General features: G+C 51.6%; 17 protein-coding genes. All 17 read right to left on the bottom strand.

From position 1 onward, the window contains the following. Positions 1-67: 67 nt before the first annotated feature. Positions 68-637, bottom strand: a complete 570-nt coding sequence (locus AWR27_RS02005) for a helix-turn-helix domain-containing protein (RefSeq protein WP_077129647.1) — start codon at positions 635-637, stop codon at positions 68-70. Between the two features lie 371 nt (positions 638-1,008). Further along, positions 1,009-2,118 carry a transposase gene (locus AWR27_RS02000; RefSeq protein WP_077129646.1) on the bottom strand — a complete coding sequence of 370 codons (1,110 nt, stop codon included), beginning with the start codon at positions 2,116-2,118 and terminating at the stop codon, positions 1,009-1,011. 45 nt (positions 2,119-2,163) lie between these two features. After that, positions 2,164-2,298, bottom strand: a complete 135-nt coding sequence (locus tag AWR27_RS25945; protein WP_257788520.1) for a hypothetical protein — start codon at positions 2,296-2,298, stop codon at positions 2,164-2,166. Next, on the bottom strand, positions 2,295-3,017 hold the full coding sequence (locus AWR27_RS01995; RefSeq protein WP_077129645.1) for a 3-keto-disaccharide hydrolase: 723 nt from the start codon (positions 3,015-3,017) through the stop codon (positions 2,295-2,297). The genes AWR27_RS25945 and AWR27_RS01995 overlap by 4 nt, the downstream gene beginning before the upstream one ends. Positions 3,018-3,056: 39 nt before the next feature. Continuing rightward, positions 3,057-4,373 (bottom strand): ligand-binding sensor domain-containing protein, encoded by a 1,317-nt coding sequence (locus AWR27_RS01990; RefSeq protein ID WP_077129644.1) that lies wholly within the window; start codon positions 4,371-4,373, stop codon positions 3,057-3,059. Between the two features lie 23 nt (positions 4,374-4,396). After that, entirely contained in the window at positions 4,397-5,755 is a 1,359-nt protein-coding gene (locus tag AWR27_RS01985; RefSeq protein WP_077129643.1) for a neutral/alkaline non-lysosomal ceramidase N-terminal domain-containing protein, read from the bottom strand. Next, positions 5,752-7,122 (bottom strand): DegT/DnrJ/EryC1/StrS family aminotransferase, encoded by a 1,371-nt coding sequence (locus AWR27_RS01980; RefSeq protein ID WP_077129642.1) that lies wholly within the window; start codon positions 7,120-7,122, stop codon positions 5,752-5,754. Before AWR27_RS01980 ends, AWR27_RS01985 begins: the two co-directional genes overlap by 4 nt. A gap of 14 nt (positions 7,123-7,136) precedes the next feature. After that, positions 7,137-8,891, bottom strand: coding sequence for a RagB/SusD family nutrient uptake outer membrane protein (locus AWR27_RS01975; protein WP_077129641.1), 1,755 nt, complete (start codon positions 8,889-8,891; stop codon positions 7,137-7,139). Between the two features lie 27 nt (positions 8,892-8,918). After that, complete coding sequence (locus AWR27_RS01970; RefSeq protein ID WP_077133742.1) at positions 8,919-12,008, bottom strand: SusC/RagA family TonB-linked outer membrane protein; 3,090 nt, start codon at positions 12,006-12,008, stop codon at positions 8,919-8,921. A 303-nt stretch (positions 12,009-12,311) separates the two neighbouring features. Beyond that, complete coding sequence (locus AWR27_RS01965; RefSeq protein ID WP_077129640.1) at positions 12,312-13,370, bottom strand: LacI family DNA-binding transcriptional regulator; 1,059 nt, start codon at positions 13,368-13,370, stop codon at positions 12,312-12,314. Between the two features lie 87 nt (positions 13,371-13,457). After that, positions 13,458-14,222, bottom strand: coding sequence for a glucosamine-6-phosphate deaminase (locus tag AWR27_RS01960; RefSeq protein WP_077129639.1), 765 nt, complete (start codon positions 14,220-14,222; stop codon positions 13,458-13,460). Positions 14,223-14,242: 20 nt separating this feature from the next. After that, the gene (gene nagA / locus AWR27_RS01955; RefSeq protein ID WP_077129638.1) at positions 14,243-15,466 is read right to left on the bottom strand and encodes an N-acetylglucosamine-6-phosphate deacetylase; all 1,224 of its coding nucleotides are present in this window, start codon (positions 15,464-15,466) and stop codon (positions 14,243-14,245) included. Beyond that, the gene (locus AWR27_RS01950; protein ID WP_077129637.1) at positions 15,432-16,811 is read right to left on the bottom strand and encodes a sugar MFS transporter; all 1,380 of its coding nucleotides are present in this window, start codon (positions 16,809-16,811) and stop codon (positions 15,432-15,434) included. Before AWR27_RS01950 ends, nagA begins: the two co-directional genes overlap by 35 nt. 36 nt (positions 16,812-16,847) lie before the next feature. After that, positions 16,848-18,224: a Gfo/Idh/MocA family protein gene (locus tag AWR27_RS01945; RefSeq protein WP_077129636.1), complete on the bottom strand. Its 1,377-nt coding sequence runs from the start codon at positions 18,222-18,224 to the stop codon at positions 16,848-16,850. Between the two features lie 65 nt (positions 18,225-18,289). Further along, positions 18,290-19,309, bottom strand: a complete 1,020-nt coding sequence (locus tag AWR27_RS01940) for a Gfo/Idh/MocA family protein (RefSeq protein ID WP_077129635.1) — start codon at positions 19,307-19,309, stop codon at positions 18,290-18,292. Between the two features lie 200 nt (positions 19,310-19,509). After that, complete coding sequence (locus AWR27_RS25160) at positions 19,510-19,695, bottom strand: hypothetical protein (protein ID WP_157579080.1); 186 nt, start codon at positions 19,693-19,695, stop codon at positions 19,510-19,512. Positions 19,696-19,786: 91 nt separating this feature from the next. Beyond that, positions 19,787-20,836: a homoserine O-acetyltransferase family protein gene (locus tag AWR27_RS01935; protein WP_077129634.1), complete on the bottom strand. Its 1,050-nt coding sequence runs from the start codon at positions 20,834-20,836 to the stop codon at positions 19,787-19,789. Between the last annotated feature and the right edge of the window lie 22 nt (positions 20,837-20,858).

Here is a 20,858-nt window from a genome sequence, read left to right as displayed (position 1 = left end):
GATAAATATTACATAGCAAAGTAGGTAACTTTAATTTTATAAAGAGTTGTATAGTTATAGATATAACTTACACTATTCCCACATCTTCATGTGCAATGCGGCCATTGTGTGTGAGTTGTCTAAAAAGTGTAGGAGTCAATCCTGTAACTTTCTTAAATTGAGTAGATAAATGCGCTACACTGCTATAGTGCAACTTATTAGCGATTTGAGTAAGATTGAGTTCATTGTAAAGAAGTAATTCTTTGGCCCGCTCAATCTTATGCGCAATGATGTAATGTTCAATTGTATTGCCTGTTACTTCAGAAAAAAGATTGGCCAGATAGGTATAATCATATTCGAGTCTTGCGCTTATGTAATCTGAATTTGTCACTTTGATGGCCTCATCCGTATGATGTATCAGGTCAATAACAGTATGTTTTATTTTCTCAACAAGAAGCTTCCTTTTATCATCTATCAATTCATGACCTGAAAGCAGTAAAGCCACTCTCACCTGAGAGAGTTGCTCCAGTGTAATAATCCCATCCAGTTCAACTTCGCCAAGATCCAACGCTGCACAATGCAACCCAAGGTCATTTAAAGCGGCCCTTACAATCGTTTTACAGCTATTACTTACCATGCCTTTGATGTAGAGTTTCACTGTTGACTATGTTTTAGATGTGACTATATTGAATTTTTCAGGATTTCAGGTATGTATTCTTACATTACTTGGCAGACCAGTTTCAATTACATGTTGGGGCAGTGCATGGCATTAGAATGACTCTGTCGCATGCTACAATGAAATAGCTGACAAAAAAACGTCTTTTTCGCAACGCAACGAAATAGACAATTTTCATACCAACTGTTTACAAAAAAATTTACGCTTTCAACTGAAGTTTAAAATAATAGGTGATTTTGCTTTTTTCGATCACGTGTAGTCGAGCCAGTTCAACTGCTGCATAAGTAAGTGCTAATTTAGCGTAAGCTACTGAATTTCAGTTTTTTATATATTGTTAGTGGCGAGTTTACAGATTACTGGACATACATCCACTTGGGTGTCAAAAGGGTTTGAGCGATGGACTCTAAATAACGGATGAATATGGTCAATGACTGTATATGTCGACGCAAACCGGTGATGCCTTGCCGAAAGTATGAAACGGCCATTGAACGACTTCCATTTCGATACGCCTTCTGCTTCAAGGAGCCATGCTCAAAGGCTTCTTTTAAGGATAACACATAGGCCATTACTACAATAGCAATGAGCAGCATGATCTTCCCGTCGTTTTTGAAGTTTAAGTCTTCAATATTGAAACCCTGCGTTTTGAAATGCTTAAAGCAGGTTTCAATCCGCCAGCGACGGCGGTAAGCTTCCGTTATTTTGACTTTGTGGACTAAGCTGGAAACAAAGTACAAGAGTGGCTCAGTTGGGTCGTTTTTAGGGTTTTTGAGCATAACGATTGACATCGTACACCCATTCAGAGTAAACTGTTTGATGACGCCCCGCTTGCGGTGGTAGGCTTGTCGAGTTAGTTTAGAATAAGCCGGACCTGGTGCAGCACTGATGGCCAGCCGATAACAGCCTTCACTGAGCCGGATGACAAAATCAATGCCTTCTAAACAAAGATAGCGAAGCCATTTCTCGCCCATGTATTCCCGATCAGCCAACAGAATTTTGCCTTGTAAGCGATAATAGCCTAGCGCTTCAGTCATCAACTTTTGTCGATCAACCTCGCTGCTGTGACCTTTTTTATGGAGCTGAACCCAATAAATCGGGATGGCCGTATCTCGGTAGAGGATGCATAGGGTTAATAAATGAATGGGTTTCTTACCCACCCGCCAGGTTGTCGCGTCCAAGATTAGATGGGTGAAACGGCTCTGAAAGAGCCGAAAAACAAACTGTAAGATGCAAATCACCAGTCGCTTAGGCATTGCGAATTGAAAGAATCGGATAAGCCGCTTGTAATGAGAGTCGGCTTTAGTTTGCTCGTTCTCCAGTAGTTGAGGCAGATAATCTTTAAGGACGTTTAGATTGGTGGTTCGGGCCAGCACAATGGCTGAGCAGACCAGCAGTAGATTTCGAAAGACATGCTCTGGAATATCCGGAAAGAACCGTCTACATTTGGCAAAAAGTGGCTTGGCCATCGTGGTAGTTATGACAAGTTTTAGCGAACTTAAACTTACCATCGGTCAGCCACTTTTCTGCTCTTTACCCTTGATGTCCAGTAATCTGGCGAGTTTATCCATAATGTGTCGGTTATCGTTAATTCGTTCGTTTGGCTTGCCATGTACCAGTTTCGCCAACAACAACTCTTCGGCAGTCAAATACGTCTGATTTTTATGTTGCGAAAAGCCACGCTATGGCCGTGATCCTGAAGTAGAATATGCCCTTCTGGAATACGGGCAAAGCCGCTATACTGATTAAATTTGCTCTGCGCCACACCACGTAAAAAGGCATCGGATGTCCGGTTAATTTCCAGCACTTTGACTCCATCAAGCCAATGCTCCAGATGATCTCCCAGCACTACAATACGCGACTGATGCCACTGATCTGTGCCAGCGTCGGGCTTGCTGGCGGGCAGAATATTATAGAGCGCGGCTGTTTTATGGTCGGGTTCTAAGGGTTTTCCATTATAGATAAAATTGGCGTCGTCGATGAGTTGGTACTCATACCCCGCCTGAGAACCGCGTTCAGGCTTGGGAAGCCGTTCTTCAATGAAATATTTTACCCCGCTGTTACCGCCTTTGCCCAGCTTCCAATCGAAACGCAGGTCGAAACTGCGGTATTTCTGGAGGGTCACAATATCGCCTGCATCACTCGACTCACCGCCGTTCTGAAGGTCGCCCCGCAGTTCGCCATCTACAACCCGCCAGCCGCTGTTAGGAAACGTTTTACTATAAGCACCTCGCCAGCCTTTTGTTGTTTTTCCATCAAAAAGCAGTTGCCATCCCGCCTGCCGTTCCTGTTTTGTGAGAGTATTGTGGGCAGGAGTCGATGTGCCGAAAAGGCTGTTAAAAAAGAAAAAAATCAGAACTGAAGTCATCGTTTTAAAAGCTATTTTTTGATTACTCGATTACAAGGTTCAATAGGGTGAAGCAAGCGGAATCCGTACCAGATCCTGTATTTCCCGGCCTTCATGTTCAAACCGGGCCAAGGTATACACTGTACCATCATGCCCAATCGTGATAGAATTGACGTAGGTTGGGCGGTTACCATCCGGGTAAAAAATCGGGCCGTGATCCCGGTACGAGCGGGTTGGCAGGTGAAACGTAATCAGGTGCAGGTTTTCTAACCCTTTAGCTGCCCCTTTCGCAATCTGATCGACACCTTTCACCCGTCTCCCATCCATATAAATCGGTCCGCCAGTCAGGTAGTAAATGGTTTTTCCATCCGGGCCTAGCTGGAATCCTAAGTAGCCATAGCTGAACTGATCGAACATGCCACTTCGTCGCGATGGCTCCGAGGTCAGTCGTTCCACCAGTTCTATATGGGGTTGGTGGGGGTCGAAGCGAAACAGATAGCCGGAGTTACCGTGAATACCGTAGGCAACCTCCTCGGGTTCGTACCAGAAGATTTTGCGCCAGTTGTAGCCCATACTACCGGGTCGCGTCGGGTCGTATGAGCCAAAATAATCTAATCGTAAATCTGCGCCTTCTACCCGTTCAAGCGTTTCGTTATCAGGTCGGTAACAAAGAATGTCGCCCTCGGCAGTGGACAAAAAAACGGTTCCTTCTCGGGGGGCCACGAACATGCTCCGGCACAGCACACGGTAGTCGTGTCCGGGAATTCCGGCTTCGCCCTGCGCCGACACGGGCGGCAGCGTTTTCAACTGCCCACTGTTCAAATTATACTGCACAAAATAGCCCGTTGGCCAGGTAATGCCATACAGGTAGCCCCGCTTCCGGTCGATGGTCATTGTTAGAATACCTTCGCCATGCGGGGCTGTAGCCAGTTTGTCGATCAGGCCCGTCTGCAAATCATACGCCAGGAAAAGACCACCAGGATACGGTTTTCGCCCGTTGGGCGACTGTACCGGAAGCCGCTCCATGCCGTCAATCATCTCGTAATAACCGATGTGCGTGGCGAAATACAGTTTTCCGGCGTGTTCATAAAACCGGACATGACTTTTGCCCTGCGAAATAGTTCCCAGTCTGGTCTCCCCACACGCTTCGGTCAGGTCGGCAATGATCCGCGTCTGATCTGTTTCCGGGTCATACACGCACAGTTTTCCACCCTCCTCGACCGACTCCGAGCTGAGGACGTAATAAATCCGACCGTCGCTGCCTGCCGTGATGGCGTTGTATGTATCATGGGCCAATGGGAAGCCCGAATAATAAGGATAGGCTATTAGAGAAGCCGGAGCTTCGATTGAGTAAACAGTCGTCTCGTAATTAATCATAAACAGAACGAATTAAGGAATTCTCACTTAGAAGAGGTCAACTGCTGGTTCAGGCTCTCAACGGCAGTTAGAATTTTGGCCTGTAAACCCGGTGTCCATCGGCCCGGCAAACCATATACCATCTGCGACGAATCACCCTCGTAACCGCCTTCGCGCAGCACGGTTTCCGAGGGTATATAGCCCATCACATCATTACTGTAACCCATCACGAACACGTTGTGGCCAAGCCGTTTTTTAATCTCCAGCGCGTATTCGACTACGACCTCGCCCCCCAGGCTGATCAGCAACTGATTGCCTATTTGCCAGAGTTGCACCGGATATGGATAGCTGGAACGAACGGGTTCGTTTCGTTTCCGGGCAACTTGCATACGAGTGGCCCAGCGTTGCACATACCCTTCTTTACTGGCCATCAGATTTATTAATTCGGCGTCTGTTGGCAGAGGAGCAAATGGCAGGTCGATTTCGGTGTATGCCGTTTTGAGAGTCGGACTCAGCAAACGCATCGGCTCGTCCACAATCCGCTGTACGGCAGCAGCCAACTCCCGGCCATATTGCTGTGCCAACGGGATGGTTCGACGGGGCAGCGGGTTCAGATCGCCGGCAGTTCCCTGGAAAAACAGAGCCGTTACGCCCGGATAGGCTTGCTCAAGTTCAAGTTGAGCAAAACCCGCATAATCGCCTGAACACTGGTACAGATCGAGAACCGTTGGGTGGCAGGCATACCCGAAGGTCAGGGCCTTCAGCCTGCCGGTTTTGTCGAGCACTTTCAGTACGGGCACGGCAAAATCATTAGGGCCATTCAAAGCAATCTGTTCAGATAGAGTGGCTTCTTTATTCGACCGGCGGTTCACCTGAAACCGGGTCACACCAGTACCAGCATAGACATCAGCAGGTTCTAACTGCCAGATGGCTTGCCGAATCAATGCCACTATCTGCTCTTCTAACTGCTTCGAGTACAGCCCAACCTGTGCCTGTTGTTCCTCATTCATCGGGTACACATCTACTAAAGCGTTTTCCAGAACCGGCCCCGAATGTGTATGTGAACTGTTCAGAATAATCTGACCCCGGCTCAGGCCCTCCGTTTTTTCCACCTTATCGCGAATCCGGTCCGACATCGCTTTCGGAAAGCCAAGCAAATCAGTAGTGACCAGCACGGCGCGTTTGCCAGAAGCATCTTCAAGGGCAAGAGCTTTGGCCCAGAGGTCATGTAGTTTACCGTCGGAAACGTGTGTGCGGGAGGCATAGCCCCCCAGCCATATGGGCTGTTTAGGCGTAATGATGGTCCGGGCAATGCCCACTTTCCAGCCCTGCGCCCACCCAACGGAGGCCGGACTCAGCAACAGGAGAGCAATTGCCCCAATGATCGACAGCCGGCTTCTCATCGGTTCGTTTGCTTACGGATAGTGTCGGCATACTGATGAACCCGCGCCACGGCATCGGCAATGAGGTCCATATCCTGCCGGGTGCCCAAAAGCATATTCTGGGTGAACCAGACTGCTTCTTCATTGCACAACCTGGCATTCATTGGGCAGGCATTGCGAGCTACGTATTCCTCGAAATTGAGCATTTCGCGGGGGTAGGACTTCCGAAAATTCTTGGATGCAAACGCATCCTTCAGAAACAACTGATCGTTCAGCGTTGCGTAGCCGCTCGAACAGGGAACGCCCTCGGCCTGCAACGCCTTCAGGAAAGCCGCCCGGGACAGCCCGCTGAAACCTTCCTGCCGATATCGGAACGGAAACAGGTGAAACGCTCCCCGCGTCACGTGGTCATACAGTTTGTAGGGTATAATACCCGGAATAGCCGCCAGCCGCGACTTGAGATAAGCCGCATTGGTATTGCGCGTAGTGGTCTCAGCATCCAAACGGGCCAACTGAGCCAGTCCGATAGCAGCCTGATAGTCCGTAATCCGTAACTTCGATCCTTGCCGAATGCTACCCGTCGAGACACTGCCAACTACGTTGCCGTAGGGGTATCCGAAGTTCTGGTACGAAAAACACCGGTCCATAAAGGCGTCGTCGTTGCTTACAATGGCCCCACCTTCACCAATTGCCAAATTCTTGGAATTCTGGAAACTGAAGCAACCCGCCTGTCCCAGCGTACCCACTTTCTGATGATTAATTTCGGCCAGATGTGCCTGACACGCATCTTCAATTACAACCAGATTATGCTTTTTGGCAATAGCCATTATCGCGGGCATATCGGCGGGTAGTCCCAGAATATGCACCGGCATAATGGCCTTCGTGCGCGGGGTGATTTTCGCTTCGATCCTGGCCGGGTCAATCTGGAACGTTTCGGGGTCAACGTCTACAAAAACCGGCATGGCTCCGTTAGCCAGCACGGCGGCTGCGGTAGCAATGAACGTGTAGGGTGGAATCAGTACCTCGTCGCCTGCCCGGATATCGAGTTGGTTAAGGGCAATGGTCAGGGCATTAGTGCCATTGACGACCAACAGGCTCCGCTTCACGCCCAATGCACTGGCCCATTTCTGCTCAAACTCTGCGGTGACACCCGCCCGCGACCAAACCCCGCTGCGGAGAACTTCCAACAGTTTGGGTTCGTCGGTTTCAGGATTCCATCGGGGCCATTTGGGCCATTCGGTTTTGAGCAGCGGGGTTCCCCCTAAAATGGCTGGGACAGAAGGCGAGACAGCGGGGAGAGCCATTGCGGGCAACGCTGGCGAGAGAGCCGCGCCCACGCCAAGGATGGCATTTTGTTTCAAAAACGTGCGTCGTGACAGAATAGACATAGCGATCTACAGGGTTAAGGAATGGTTTCGACGGGGGGCACGTTACGGCTGGCACCGTCGTAACCAACGTTCTGATTGATAATACCCAGGGTATTGGCGTTGACGACGCTGGCCGGAATGGGCCATAACACATGAAAGGGGGCAATGTCGGAGGTGTTACCGATGTAGTTGACCTTTCGAGTGTAAAAAATATTCTTCGCCATCAGCCGGTCGTAGTAATAGTTCTTTTGGCTGAACTGGGCGAGACTATAGCCATTGCGGCCCTGTTTGGCCAGGATGTATGAGGCACGAACCAGCTCTGAATGGCGTGGCTCCTCGGCAAAAAGTTCGCGGGCGCGTTCATCAAAAATAAAGTCCAGCGTTACCTCGCCTACTTCAACGGGCAAGGCACCCGCCCGCTGCCGTACAATATTGAGGTCCTTGGCAGCTTCGGCAATCAGGCCCTTCCAGTAGTTAGCCTCCGCCCGAATCAGGTGCGTCTCGGCGAGCCGAAACACATACCAGTCGCCGTTACCACCAAAAGGTTGGGCAAGTGGGTCATCCTGTGGCACAAACATGATGTAGTGCGGCATGGCATATAAGCCGTAGAATGTATCGGCAGGAGCAGCCAGATTCCTGATCTGTACGGGTTTGCGGTAATCAACCGAAGCCGGGTTGTTGTACAGAATCTCGTTCAGGTCGGTCCAGTTGATGTCGCTCCGGCGGAGATCGGGCGTGTTTTTCCAGGTTGTGTTTTTATAATTCCAGAGGTCGTACTGGTAAAACGACGTCAGCCGAACGTTACCGTTACCCCGCCCCAGCGAGTCGTACATGGGGCCACTTGCTACCATCCCAGCTTTGCCCTGGCTATCACGAATAATCGTATTCCACCAGGCGCAGTTATAGTGCCGCATGGTGTACAATCCGCCCGAGCGCGCCCCCGGTGGTGCCTCAAACCGATCTACAATCGCCAGAATGGTTTCTGTATTCTGAGGAATGTTGAAGTTTTTGGGGCGGTGCAAATCCCAGATCAGGTTGCGTTTGGTATCGTTGGCCGTTATGCCAAACCGATTTCGCATCAGGGCGTAGGGTCCATTAATAACCCGTGTTGAGGCCTCGATGGCTTTGTCGAACTCCAGATTAGCCAGATAAACCTTCGCCAGAAGATGATCGCCCGCGCCTTTCGAGATAACGCCCGCCGGTGCTTTCACAGGCAAGTGCTGCACGGCAAATTCAAGGTCAGACTGAATCTTTTTCAGCACCGCCCAACGGCTATGCGTCTGAAAATCGAGCTTCGGGCCAGTCAATTCTTCGCCGATAAAGGGTACGTCGCCGTATGAGTTTACCAGTCGGTAGTACCAGTAGGCGCGGTGCCAGTAAGCTTCGGCCAGGAGAGCGTTTCGCACGTCCTGACTATCCCACTTGATGGCATCGATTCGTGAGATCAGCACGTTTGCATTCTTGATAGATGCATATGCCGTTGTGAACATCGACAGGTATTTGTAGTAGCGGTCGGTGTTGGGTGTCAGTTTATAGAAATCCAACTGAACGCTGGCTACGCCCAGATCTGACGAAGCAAATTCGTTGATCAGAAAGTTAATTGGCCCCGTATTCTCGTTTTTGAGGTCTTTCCGCATCGTAATGAGCAGCGACTCAAACCCGGCTTTGTTGGTATACACATTTTCGGGCGTGAAAAACGAGAGGGGGTTAGGTTCCAGCCATTCCTTACGGCAGGACAGTAACGAAAGCAGCGATAGACAAATGCAGAGCTTACTTACTATGCGTTTCATACATGATTCGGGTTGAAGAGTGGGCGATTAAAGCGAAAAGTCTAAACCAATCATCAGAATACGAGGCATCGGGGCATTACCCGATTCGGGGTCCCAGCCGGGCCATTTCGAGAATGTAAACAGGTTACGGGCCGAGACAAACACGCGTCCGTTATTGAGTTTGAGCCGCTTCGAAAGTTCGGCGGGTAGGTTGTAGGCCAGCGACACGTCCTGCACCCGCACAAACGAGCGGGGTTTGTAGATCATGATACCACCACCGTATGCGTTGAAATTGACCATCGGTCGGGCGTACTCATTCTGCCCGTTTTCTGGCGTCCAGTACGGAATGGCGTAGGTGTTCCGGCGGTCGTATGTTTCAGACCCGGCGTGCAAAGCTTCGGCAAACGGCCCGATATGGCCCAGATCGGCCCGGACAAAGAAAGAAGCCGTGAAGTGCCGCATAAATGTGAAATCGTTACGAAGACCGAAGCGATACCGGGGTTGGGTGTAGCCAATAAACTGCTTATCGGCCAGGGCTTCGTAAACACCGTTGTTGTTCACGTCGACCGCTTTGAAATCGCCGGGAACCATCCGGTATCTGGCAGCTTCAGCCGCTTCGGTGGTTTGCCAGATGCCCGTTACGTCGTAGTTCCAGACGCGATCCAGCGGCTGTCCCGGAAACCATTGATTAATATAGTCCGGCACCTCCCGGCGCACCTTCTGCCCGTTAACTTCCACCTCTTCGTAGTCGCCAAACAGGTTGCGGATTTTGTTACGATTCAGTGAGAACACAAAGTTCGACTTCCACAACAGGTTTCGCTGGTTTACGTTTACCGTATTCACCGTCAGTTCTATGCCCCGGTTGCCTAATTTGCCAAGATTCGTTACCACGCTTGAAAAGCCTGTAAGCTGCGGTAGCTGCCGATTCATGAGCAGGTCGGTCGTAACGATGTCGTAATAGTCCGCCGTAATGTCGATGCGGTTGTTAAGTAGGCCCGCATCGAAGCCAATATTGATAGATTTCGTTTTCTCCCAGACCAGATTTGGGTTGGAGAGCGTCGAATTGACTACACCAACCTGCACAGCACTTCCGTTGTAATAGAGGTTGGGCGATAATTGCGCTAAAGCTGCATACGCGCCAATAGCCCGGTTGCCATTCACGCCCCACGACAGACGTAGCTTAAGCCGATTAACCGGGCGGAACTGGAAAAATTTTTCGTCCGAGATGACCCACCCCAACGCCAGGGCCGGGAAATTTGCCCGAGGATTTTTTTGCCCAAAAGCGGAGTATCCATCCCGCCGAATTGACGCTGTAAACAGGTACCGGTCCTTTAGTGTGTAGTTTAACCGGCCCATCGCGGCATCGCCATTGATCTGCGTATCGTTGTTGGTTAGCGACGGGTTAGACCCGAACTGAAGCGCATGATATCCTAAGTTCTGGTTTGGCACGAACGTTTGATTGGTAAGTTGGGTATACCAGGTTCGGTTTTGCTCTGAGCTGTAGAGCAGCGTTACGTCGAAGGTCGATTGCCCGAAGCTCCGGTTCCAGTGCAGCAGGTTATCGATAAATCGCTCGTACAGCGACGATTCGGCCCGCGTGCCGTAGCCGTTCGAGCGGGTGGCTCCCCCATCGATGGTTTGCGACGACCAGAAATTATAATCCTTCCCGAACTCGTAGCGGGGCTGGAACGAAACCCGATAATCGAACCCAAGTGGCAACTTAATTTTAGCATAGATTGATGCAAACAACGTATTGAACCGCCGGAGCCGATCTTGCCCGTAGTAATTAATGAGTGGATTTGCGACCGCCGAATAATCGTGCGGAAACCATTTCACCCGTCCATCGGTCTCAAACTCGGAGCCATACGGACTCATGCGGTACATGTTGACCGTGTCGGCAGGCACCACACTTTCGTCGCGGTCGGCATATTGGGCACTCACACCCGCCTGTAGCCAATCTGTCACCTGCATATCCACGTTCAGACGAGTGCGGACTGTTGAGAATTTATCTCCCCGAATCAATCCCTCGTTGTTGTCGTAGCCGATAGACCAGAAATAATTTACCCGTTCGGCCCCTCCGCTAATGTTTAAATCATGACTTTGGCGAACACCCGGCTTAATTACGCGGTCGTACCAATCGACGGTGCGCCCCGCCAGATAGTTATCGATCTCTACCGGAAACAGCCGTAGCCGCCCCAGCCATTCGTTGGTGTTATCGGCCTGTGGGTTTCTGCTGGCTGTTCGCCACTGTTCGAGTGTAACACCTTCGGGCAGGCGGTCAGGATTATAAAAATAGTAGCTGGGCAGGGCCGGATTCGCCTGACGCAGTACATCGCGCCGGAAGTCCAAATACTGCCCGACGCCCATCGGCTTAAACGAGTTTGTCGGCGTTGCTACGCCTACTTTGGTCGACAGCGAAATGATCGGTTTGCCGGTTTTGCCGCGCTTGGTCGTTACGATAATCACTCCCGACGCGGCCCTTGCGCCATACACGGCGGTTGAGCTGGCATCTTTCAGAATATCTATCGTTTCAATGTCGGCTGGGTTAATATCGCGAATACTCCCATTGAAAATAACGCCATCCAGTACTACCAGCGGGTCTGTCGATGCATTGAGCGAATTTGGCCCCCGAATCTCCAGCGTACTGCCACCAGCCGCCGACGCGCTTTGATTAGCGTAGAAACCTGCCACCGTTCCCGTTAGCATATCAGTTAGTTGGGTTATTGGCTGAGTCTTGAACTGATCGGCATTGATTCGCACGACCGACCCCGTCAAATCGCTCTTTTTAGCCGTTCCGTAGCCAATCACCACCACCTCATCTATATTCGACGCACTGGCCGAGAGGCTGATTTGTAACATAGTCTGATTGCCAACCATTTCTTCATGGGCTTTATAGCCAATGAAAGTGAAAACCAGCACATCGCCGGGGTTAACGGTCGTTTTGAACACGCCCTCGCTGTTTGTAACTACTCCCTTTGTGGTTCCTTTCACAACAACGTTAGTACCGGGAATACTCTCCTGCGTTCGGGCATCGATCACCTTGCCGCTGATCTCACGAGGGGTCTGAGCAAATCCGCCCAGGCTCAGTAACAGGGCTGCTACCACCCCAAATAGTCTGTAAACTGTACACGAATTCATAGACGAATGATTAAGGTTGAATACGAACAAACAAAAAGCGGGTACGTACCCGGAATCAATTAATAAAAAATTTTTCACCTTTTTCACCTGAGGTTGGTCGGTTGAGGTGAACAACTTTTTCATGATTGCATCGTAAGACATTTTACTCAAAAAAGAGCTGAACTAACTAATGAACGGGTACGTACCCGTAAAAATACGATTCGTTTTTAAATTTCAAAATTTGCTGCATCTATTTTGATAAATTATGTGTTCTTCAAGAAAAACCGTGAAAAATTTGGCTAATCGCCCTTTAGACAAAAGCGGTCAATTTCGGTAGTATGCCCGGTTTTCGCGCGTAATAATGTCGATTGGCATGTAATGTTCTTTACTCACCGTTGCCGAGAAAACCAGATACTGGTACAATGTCATGATGCTCCGGTAGCCCTGATCGTCGGGTTGATGGCAAATCAGGAAATCGATGAAGCCATTATCGAGATAATGGGTGTTCGCATTAATCAGATCATAGCCAATCAGCAGGGGTTTATCGATCAGCGTAAAGTCTTCCAGAAACCGGGCAACTAAGAACGCCCGCGAGTTAGTTACGAACACAGCACCCACGGTAGAATGCCCGGAAAAAGCTGCCCCAAGGGCCTGCGTAACCGATGGTTCGTCGGTCTGATGAATGTCTACCCGGTATAGGGGCTGTTCGGGTAGATGATCGGCGAAATAGGTCCGGAACCCCTGCTCGATCTGCCGGTAGGTATAGCTGTCAATATCGGTGGCAATATGCACCAGCAACACAGACTGCTGTGGCTGTAAGCCCGACGTACACAGACGACCCGCCAGATAACCACTCTGGTGTAGCGGGGGACCGATGTAGCTTAGGTTCTGACCGTCAGGAATATTAGAGTCAATAAATACATAGGGAATACCCTTTCTCCGGCAATCGGTCACGAACGTCAGGGTTTCGTCTACAAACATCGGAGCCAGCACCACTCCGTCGATGTCGCTCTGAAGAATCCTATTCGTTTGCGATAAAAACGAGTGCTTGTCGTTCAGGTCGAACAGGAATAACTGCACCGACAGGCCATATTGCCGAATCTCGGCTTCGGCCCGCTGCACGCCCCGCAGCGGAGCTTCCCAGAAATCGGTTTCATCCGTCACCGACGGAATCAGCACGGCCAGTTTGATAACCTTGCCTGAAGCGAGTCGCCGGGCCAGCAGGTTTGGCTGGTAGTTCAGCTCTTCAATAATCTTATTGATTTTCTCGCGGGTTTTGGCCGAAACGCCCGTTCGGTTATGAATCACCCGGTCCACCGTCGCGATGGCTACATTTGCCCGCCGGGCAATTTCCTTCACTCCCTGTAATTCCTTTTTCGCCATACACGTACATATTCGTCAGTACTCCCTCTTTTCTAAACGGGGATAAATACCGCAGCAAGTTGTTCATTTAGTTTGTCGAATGTACGCTTACGACAGCTGCGAGCCACTATCCCGGTCGATAAACAGTTGAGCATCTTCGTGCCAGCGCAAAATCGTTGACGGGTAAGTTTCGCTAACGGGTGAATGGATCGTATGGTACACTGCCTGGGCCTTGTGCGTACCCGGCACCATGCAGAACACATGCGGGGCCTGCATCAAAGCCGGAACCGTCAGTGTGAGGGCGTGGGTTGGCACATCGTCGAGTTGAACGAAACAGCCGTCGTTTACCTGTTGTTGTCGGCAGGCCGAATCGAGGTCAACCACCTTCACGAGCACTGGATCATCGAAATCTGCTACGTGCGGGTCATTGAAGGCGATATGGCAGTTTTCGCCAATGCCCATACAGACAATATCGACCGGGAAATGTTCTAAAAGTTCGCTATATCGCTGGCACTCTGCCACCAGATCGGGAGCATTTCCATCTAAATAATGCACACTTCGGAAAGGAACCCGGTCAAAAATGCGCTCTTTCAGGAAATTGCCGAACCGCTGAGCTGCATCATTGGGTAAGCCCACGTACTCATCCATGTGAAAGGCGTCGACGCGGCTCCAGTCGAGGTCGGGCTGGGTAACTAAGGCCGCCAGAAACTCCTCCTGCGAAGGTGCAGCCGCAAAAATCATGTGAACAGTTGCCTGCTGTTTCAGTAATTCCCGCATGAAGGTGCTCACCGCCCGGGCGGCTTGCTCACCTAAGTCGGTCCGGCTGTTGAATTGGTGTAAAATGAGTCGATTGGTGCTGGATTGTGTAAGCATAATCAATTAGTTAAAATAGTCTAAACAGAAATTGGAGTTGCTTCGCGCCGAAAAACGACCTGCCCTCCCACCACCGTCAGTTGTACGGAAAACTGGTTGTCCAAGACAACGAGATCGGCGTCATACCCGGCTCGCAGTTCGCCTTTTCGAGTGGCTACGCCCATGATCCGGGCGGGCGTACAGCTCATCATTTGGACAGCGTCCAGGAGCGGAATGTCAGTGAGTTTCAGAATGGTTTGCAATAGCTGGTCGGCGGTAGCTACGCTACCCGCAAATGCCTGACGATCTGGCAGTTTGGCCACGCCATCTTCCACAATCACATCGAGACCATCGTGCAGGCTCCCCAGCACGCTCGGGCCGGGGGGCATACCGGCAGCCCGCATGGCGTCGGTGATGAGGGCACATCCATCGGGTCCTTTAATTTTGTAAGCCAACTGAAGCAACGGGCCCGGCAGATGCACACCGTCGGCAATCAGTTCAACGGCTAATTCGTCGTGCAGGTAGGCACCCTCTATCGCGCCTGCATACCGGAACCCGTTCCGCCGACTCACGCCATTCATGCAACTGTAGAGATGCGTCACTAACCGATAGCCATGGGCCACTGCCGATGCCACATCCTCATACAGAGCATCGGTATGAGCAATGGATGCCAGCACTCCTTTTGAGCGTAGGTAATCGCCAAACGCCAGCGCACCCGGTCGTTCGGGCGCGGCACTCCAGCGGGCTATGGCCGACGAACTCTCCAGAATTTCCCGGTATTCGGCGGGGTCGGGGTCGCGGATGTAGCGTGGGTTCTGCGCCCCCCGCTGGTTCATGGCAAAATACGGCCCTTCGAGGTGCATCCCCAGGAAACAGGCACCTGTCGTATTGCGGGCGTTGGCCCGTTCATAGACCGACAGCGTGTTGACCAGTTCGTCTAAGCGGCTGGTCAGGGTGGTGGGTACGAGGGCTGTGGTGCCATATCGGGCGTGGATTTGGGCAATTTGTAGAAAAGCTTCTTCGGTGCCATCCATGAAGTCATGACCGCCCCCACCGTGTACATGCAGGTCAATAAACCCCGGCGACACGTAGGCCCCCCCGACATCCAGTACCTCGGCGCCGGGTACTTCCAGGTCGCCCGCAACAACATCGACAATAGTCCCGCCTGCCATCAGAATCGTTCCGTTCGGGATGATGCGCTGGGGCGTTAGGATACGGCCATTGATAAGCTTAAGCCGTGGGGTTTCCCTGCCAGTGCGGTTCATGGGTACGTTTTTTTTGCGTAGACAGAATCCTCCAACGGCGAACTTTGTGGCCGTAGAACGCGTAAAAAGCCAGGTACAGATAACAGGGAAAAAGCACCCAGTAGCCGTTGCGGAGACCGTAGCCATCGGCCACATAGCCGTAAATCAGCGGCAGAATTGCGTTGCCACTCAGGCCCATAATCAGCAGAGCCGCGCCCACTTTCGTAAACCGCCCCAGCCCGTCGAGGGCCAGCGGCCAAATGCTCGCCCACACCAGCGAATTAGCCAGCCCCAGTAATACCACAAACCAGATAGACAGGTCGGCCCGGTGGCCCAGTAGCATGATAGTGCCACTGGCAGACAGAATGAGCAGGGTTAGCATAAGACCCAGTACGGTGCAGAATCGGAATACAGCAACCTGACTCACGTATTTTGGAATCAGTATGATACCCAGAACGTAGCCACAAATCGTTACGAACAGCGTATAGGAAGGAAACGCTTTGGCTTCGAGCAGAGTGATTCCCATCGACCCGGCATACCCGATGATGGTATCGATAGCAACGACCTGTGTGCCGACGTGCAGGAAGATAGCCAACGCGCCCATGACCAAATGCGGGAATTGCAGCACTGAGGTTTTATGCTCATTGGCGGCTGCTACTTCCGCCGTTTCCTGTTCGGTATTGATTTCGGGCAGGGGCGACAGCCGTACCAACAGGCCCAGCCCAATCAGAATGCAGCCAATGACCGAATACGGCACAATCACCCGCCGAACGAGGGCGTCTAAGGCTCCTGCTTTTTCGGCGGGATTCATGCCGGGCAATTGACTAAACAAATCGGTATCGGTAGCCCGGAGGATAACAGCGGCAAACAGAATCGGAGCCAGAATGCCAGCCGCTTTGTTGCAAATGCCCATGATGCTGATTCGCTGAGCCGCCCGTTCTTTTGTCCCCAGAACCGTGATGTAGGGATTTGCTGCCGTTTGCAGGATCGCCAGCCCGATACCCAGCAGAAACAACCCCAGCAGAAACACAGGGTAGGTACGGCTCAGAGCGGCTGGTACGAACGTGAACGCGCCCACGGCCATCACCCAGAAACCAATCATCATACCCTGTTTAAAGCCCACCCGTTTCAGCAGATACGACGACGGCACCGACATGATGAAGTAGGATATGTAGAACGCAAAGGCTACAAAATACGACTGAAAGTTGGTCAGTTCGCAGGCGATTTTGAAGTAAGGAATCAGAATGGCGTTTACCCAGGTAACAAACCCAAATACGAAAAACAGGACGCCGATAAGCAGAATCGACAGAGTGGTTTGCCGCCCGGTGAGCGAGCCGACATCAAGAACGTTGGCGGGTGCTTTCATTTCGGAGTATGGTTAGGTTGACTATAGAGCATAGCGTTATAGCGTGGGTTCCCAGCCGCGTTCATAATCCCGTTTCCAGAAAGACTGAGCCGCTCGGTTATTTTGAATATGTCCGGTAGCAGGGTCGATGTGCAGGGTCGATTCGGAGCGCAGCGCGATATTGCCCAACTGGCAAAGCAATGTACTCTGATGCCCCCCCAGCATGTCGGAGTTCAACACAGCTCCTTTTCGAATACCATCGAAAAAATTCTGAATATGAAGGGCATCCAACGCCTGCGAGGGATTCATATTGTCGCGGGCATTGATCACCACGTCGTTTTTGACCTCCCGTACCAGCTTGTTTTCCAGATCATAAACTTTGTAAGCATTGCCCGGCTCAATCTGAACCGACCCTTTGTCTCCGTAGAAAACCACGCCCACGCTGCTGCCTTCAATCGTCCGCCCGTTGCAGCTTCGCCCTTCCCAGGTCATGGCCGTGTTGTTCGGAAATTCGAGGCTAATCACCTGCGTGTCGGGCGTTTCCCAGTCGTCCTGATAGCGGTAACGACCACCCGATGAACTGACGCGAGTGGGATAGGTAACGTTCAGTCCCCAGCGCATCAGGTCGAGCATATGGGTGCCGTTATTGAGCGATTCGCCCGTTCCCCAGTGCCAGAACCAGTGCCAGTTGTAGTGCAGAATATTGTCTTTAAATGCTTTACGTGGAGCCGGTCCCTGCCAGAGGTCGAAGTTGAGCCAATCGGGTATAGCAACGGCCTTGCCCATGCCGATAGATGGCCGGTTGTTGGTATACCAGCCCTTCGCAAAATAAGCCCGGCCAATTTCGCCCTCGCGCACGGCTTTCACTCCAGCCGCCACGTTGGGCCATGACCGACGCTGATTGCCCATCTGCATGACCGTACCATACTTTTTCTGGGCCGCTACCAACAGTTCGCCTTCATGCGGATTGTGGCTACAGGGTTTTTCCAGATACACGTGCTTACCGGCTTTAGCAGCCAGAATAGCAGCAGGGGCGTGCCAATGATCGGGGGCAGCAATCACCAGCACATCGAGGTCTTTATCCTCCAACGCCTTTCGGAAATCGGGCTGCGCGTTGGGCTTTGGCTGTCCAATTTTCTCAACAGCGGCAATACATCGCGCGGTCGCCCGGGAGTCTACATCCGAAACCGCCCGAATCGCACAGTTGGGTTGTAAACCAAACGTGTTGGCCAGTGCCAGCCCGCGACTATTGACGCCCATCATGCCTACCTGAATACGCTCATTGGCCCCCCGGATCCGGGCGTAACTTCGGGGGCTAAACCCGGGCAGTATACCGCCGACTGTTAAAGCGACTGTTCCAGTGAGTAGCTGTCCCAAAAACAGCCGACGTGTTTCAAGGCCAGCAACGGGTTTTGGGGGTAGGTTATCTGTCATTGCAGCAGGTTTTGTGTGGCTAAGGCACTTCGGGTACGTACCCGAAAGTCCATAAATGAATATGTTTACTCCTTTTCTTGCGCCTGTTTTAATACGCTTTCCAAACGAACGGCAACCCCGCCTTTGCGTTTGCTCTCGTCGGCTGCTTCCATAAATGTGTAAATTTCCAGCGTTTCAGCGGCATTAACGGGTGCATGCCCCGTTTCAAAAAACTGAACAATGTCTTTCAGCAGAGGGGTATAACCACCATAAGGACCAAGCACGACCGGGCCATTGTTGGTATAAACGGTTCCCCCATACGTATGCTTGCCCGTCCGGGTTCCGCGAAACGCCCCTACCCGACCGTCGGCCCAAACGCCTGTCACAATGTCGGTGTTGGGCGTGTGTAGCCGCGTAACGCTTTGGCAACCCGTTCCCATCACGGCGAAGAGAGCTTCAACGCCATGAATCCCGTACCAAAACAGATCGGGATGCGTTTTTTCGAGTAGGGCCGGGCTGAAAGTATCGGCCCCAACCACCTGTGCTTTGTCGACTGCATCGATGCCGTTCATATAGCGCACCGAAGAGGCCGAAAACAGCGGGACATCGGCTTTTTTTGCAGCCTCCATGATAAAGATAATGTCGGTAAGCGAAGCCGCAACGGGTTTGTCGATAAAAAAGGGTTTGCGAGCTGCAATCACCTTCAATGCCTGTTCGCGATGCAATCGCCCATCGTTGGTTTCCAACAATACGACATCTACACGGTTCAGTAACTCGTCAATTGAACCCGTAATTTGCACGCCCATTTTTTTGACCTCATCAATGTAGCCGGGAATGCGCTTCACGCTGCTCTCAATATCGTTACTGCCTTTGGGGTAGGCCGCTACGACCCGGTAGCCCTGCCAATTGGCACTTGCTGGGTTGGTGTTCAGCTCTTTGGTAAAGGCGATGCTATGCGAGGTGTCTAACCCGATAATACCCACCCGTTTGCCAGTTACGGCGACCTGCTGTTTTTCTCCAGAAGCTAATAAAGGTTTAATGAAGTAAGATGCCCCTGCCGTTAAAGCAATCCGGGTAAACATTCGCCGATTCCAATGATGAGCCATAAAAATATTGTTTTTCTTGCTTTCCACAAAAGCGGGTACGTACCCGAAACTACTCTAACCAAACTTACTTTACTACGAACTCCCTCCTTAAATTAGTCTGCTCGTTGTAATAGCACTATCAATGGCCTGCCAGGATCAGAAAAAGTCGGACGAGAGCAGATCGACCACCTCAGCCACAGGCGAAACAACAGCCGCTGTCGCTACGGCCCCTGCGCCGGCTGTCGGGTAAAGACGCCAATACCGGCACCCTGAGCGGGCGGATGATGGGCGACACGCTGATGGCGGATTACACCTTTCTGTCGGAGGGGCAGAAATCCGTTCGGCAGGTGGCATTTCTGGTAAAAAACAATGAACTCAGCGAGGGGTATGGCAACGTGAGTGAGCAAAACGGCAAAATGGTATTCAGCAATAAATCCGGGTTAAAATTTCCCGGCACAATGGTGCTGAAAAAGTGGATTGCTCGAAGTAATTCTCAATTCATAAACGCGCAGACACTGGCACAAGCGACTCCGCAGCCGCCGACTCCATCCATCTTCGGATGATATTGGTTAAAGGCCGAAACTCGATCAAAAATCCATCGTGTCCGTAGAGCGAGTCTATTTCCTGATAGGTGGCGTTGGGAATGTGACGGGCTAAAAATTGTTGCTCCCCAGGTGGGAACAGCAAGTCGGAACTAATGCCGACCACCAGTGTACGGGCTTTAATTTGCCCCAGCGCGTTCAGGATGCTGCCCCGATTGCGCCCCACGTTGTGTGAGTCCATCACTTTCGAGAGCGTCCAGTAGGTGAAGGCATTGTAGCGTTCGGCGATTTTTTCGCCCTGATAGCGTTGGTACGACGCGGCCTTGTAACCGTCGAGTTGTTCGTTGTTGTCGAGGGCCTGCGTGAAGCCATAGGTATCATAGTTGCGATACGAAATCATGGCCATAGCGCGGGCGGCCTTCATACCGGCCATGCCCGCATCGGCACGGCGTTCGCCCCACGTAGGATCAGCTTCGATAGCCATCCGCTGGGCTTCGTTGAACGCAATACACCATGGCGATGCCACCGCACTGGTGGCAATAACCACCACATTATCAATAACATCAGGCTGCATAACAGCCCATTCCAACGCCTGCTCGCCCCCTACCGACCCGCCAATACAGGTACGGATTTTTTCGATACCTAACTCCTGACGCAGCAAATCGAGAGCCGCCACGATGTCGCGAATCGTGAGGGTCGGAAAATCGTAGTAGTACGGTTGCCCCGTTTCAGGATTATCCGACAGCGGCCCCGTTGAGCCGTAACATGATCCCAGCACGTTGGCACAGACGATGAAGTCGCGGGCAGGGTCGAAGTATTTGCCCGGCCCAACCATACCGCCCCACCAGTCGCCCGCGTCGGCGTTGCCGGTCAGGGCGTGGCATACCCACACCACGTTCGAGGCTGTATTGTCTAATGTGCCACGTGTGGTATAGGCCAACCGGAAACCGGGCAGGATTTGCCCCGATTCGAGTGGAAACGAATATTTGTAATCGAAAAAGGTCATATCCTACGTACCTAATACTGTG

Origin of the sequence: Spirosoma montaniterrae (assembly GCF_001988955.1) — a bacterium.
Taxonomy (GTDB): domain Bacteria; phylum Bacteroidota; class Bacteroidia; order Cytophagales; family Spirosomataceae; genus Spirosoma; species Spirosoma montaniterrae.
Note: the sequence above shows the minus strand (reverse complement) of the source record. Positions and strands in the feature narration are given on the sequence as shown.

Coding starts and splice junctions, on each gene's coding strand:
- AWR27_RS01990 (WP_077129644.1), bottom strand. CDS start 4,373: ATGATTAATTACGAGACGACTGTTTACTCAATCGAAGCTCCGGCTTCT.
- AWR27_RS01950 (WP_077129637.1), bottom strand. CDS start 16,811: ATGAAAGCACCCGCCAACGTTCTTGATGTCGGCTCGCTCACCGGGCGG.
- AWR27_RS01985 (WP_077129643.1), bottom strand. CDS start 5,755: ATGAGAAGCCGGCTGTCGATCATTGGGGCAATTGCTCTCCTGTTGCTG.
- AWR27_RS01935 (WP_077129634.1), bottom strand. CDS start 20,836: ATGACCTTTTTCGATTACAAATATTCGTTTCCACTCGAATCGGGGCAA.
- nagA (WP_077129638.1), bottom strand. CDS start 15,466: ATGAACCGCACTGGCAGGGAAACCCCACGGCTTAAGCTTATCAATGGC.
- AWR27_RS01975 (WP_077129641.1), bottom strand. CDS start 8,891: ATGAAACGCATAGTAAGTAAGCTCTGCATTTGTCTATCGCTGCTTTCG.
- AWR27_RS01970 (WP_077133742.1), bottom strand. CDS start 12,008: ATGAATTCGTGTACAGTTTACAGACTATTTGGGGTGGTAGCAGCCCTG.
- AWR27_RS01995 (WP_077129645.1), bottom strand. CDS start 3,017: ATGACTTCAGTTCTGATTTTTTTCTTTTTTAACAGCCTTTTCGGCACA.
- AWR27_RS01940 (WP_077129635.1), bottom strand. CDS start 19,309: ATGGCTCATCATTGGAATCGGCGAATGTTTACCCGGATTGCTTTAACG.
- AWR27_RS01965 (WP_077129640.1), bottom strand. CDS start 13,370: ATGGCGAAAAAGGAATTACAGGGAGTGAAGGAAATTGCCCGGCGGGCA.
- AWR27_RS01945 (WP_077129636.1), bottom strand. CDS start 18,224: ATGACAGATAACCTACCCCCAAAACCCGTTGCTGGCCTTGAAACACGT.
- AWR27_RS01980 (WP_077129642.1), bottom strand. CDS start 7,122: ATGTCTATTCTGTCACGACGCACGTTTTTGAAACAAAATGCCATCCTT.
- AWR27_RS01960 (WP_077129639.1), bottom strand. CDS start 14,222: ATGCTTACACAATCCAGCACCAATCGACTCATTTTACACCAATTCAAC.
- AWR27_RS02000 (WP_077129646.1), bottom strand. CDS start 2,118: ATGGCCAAGCCACTTTTTGCCAAATGTAGACGGTTCTTTCCGGATATT.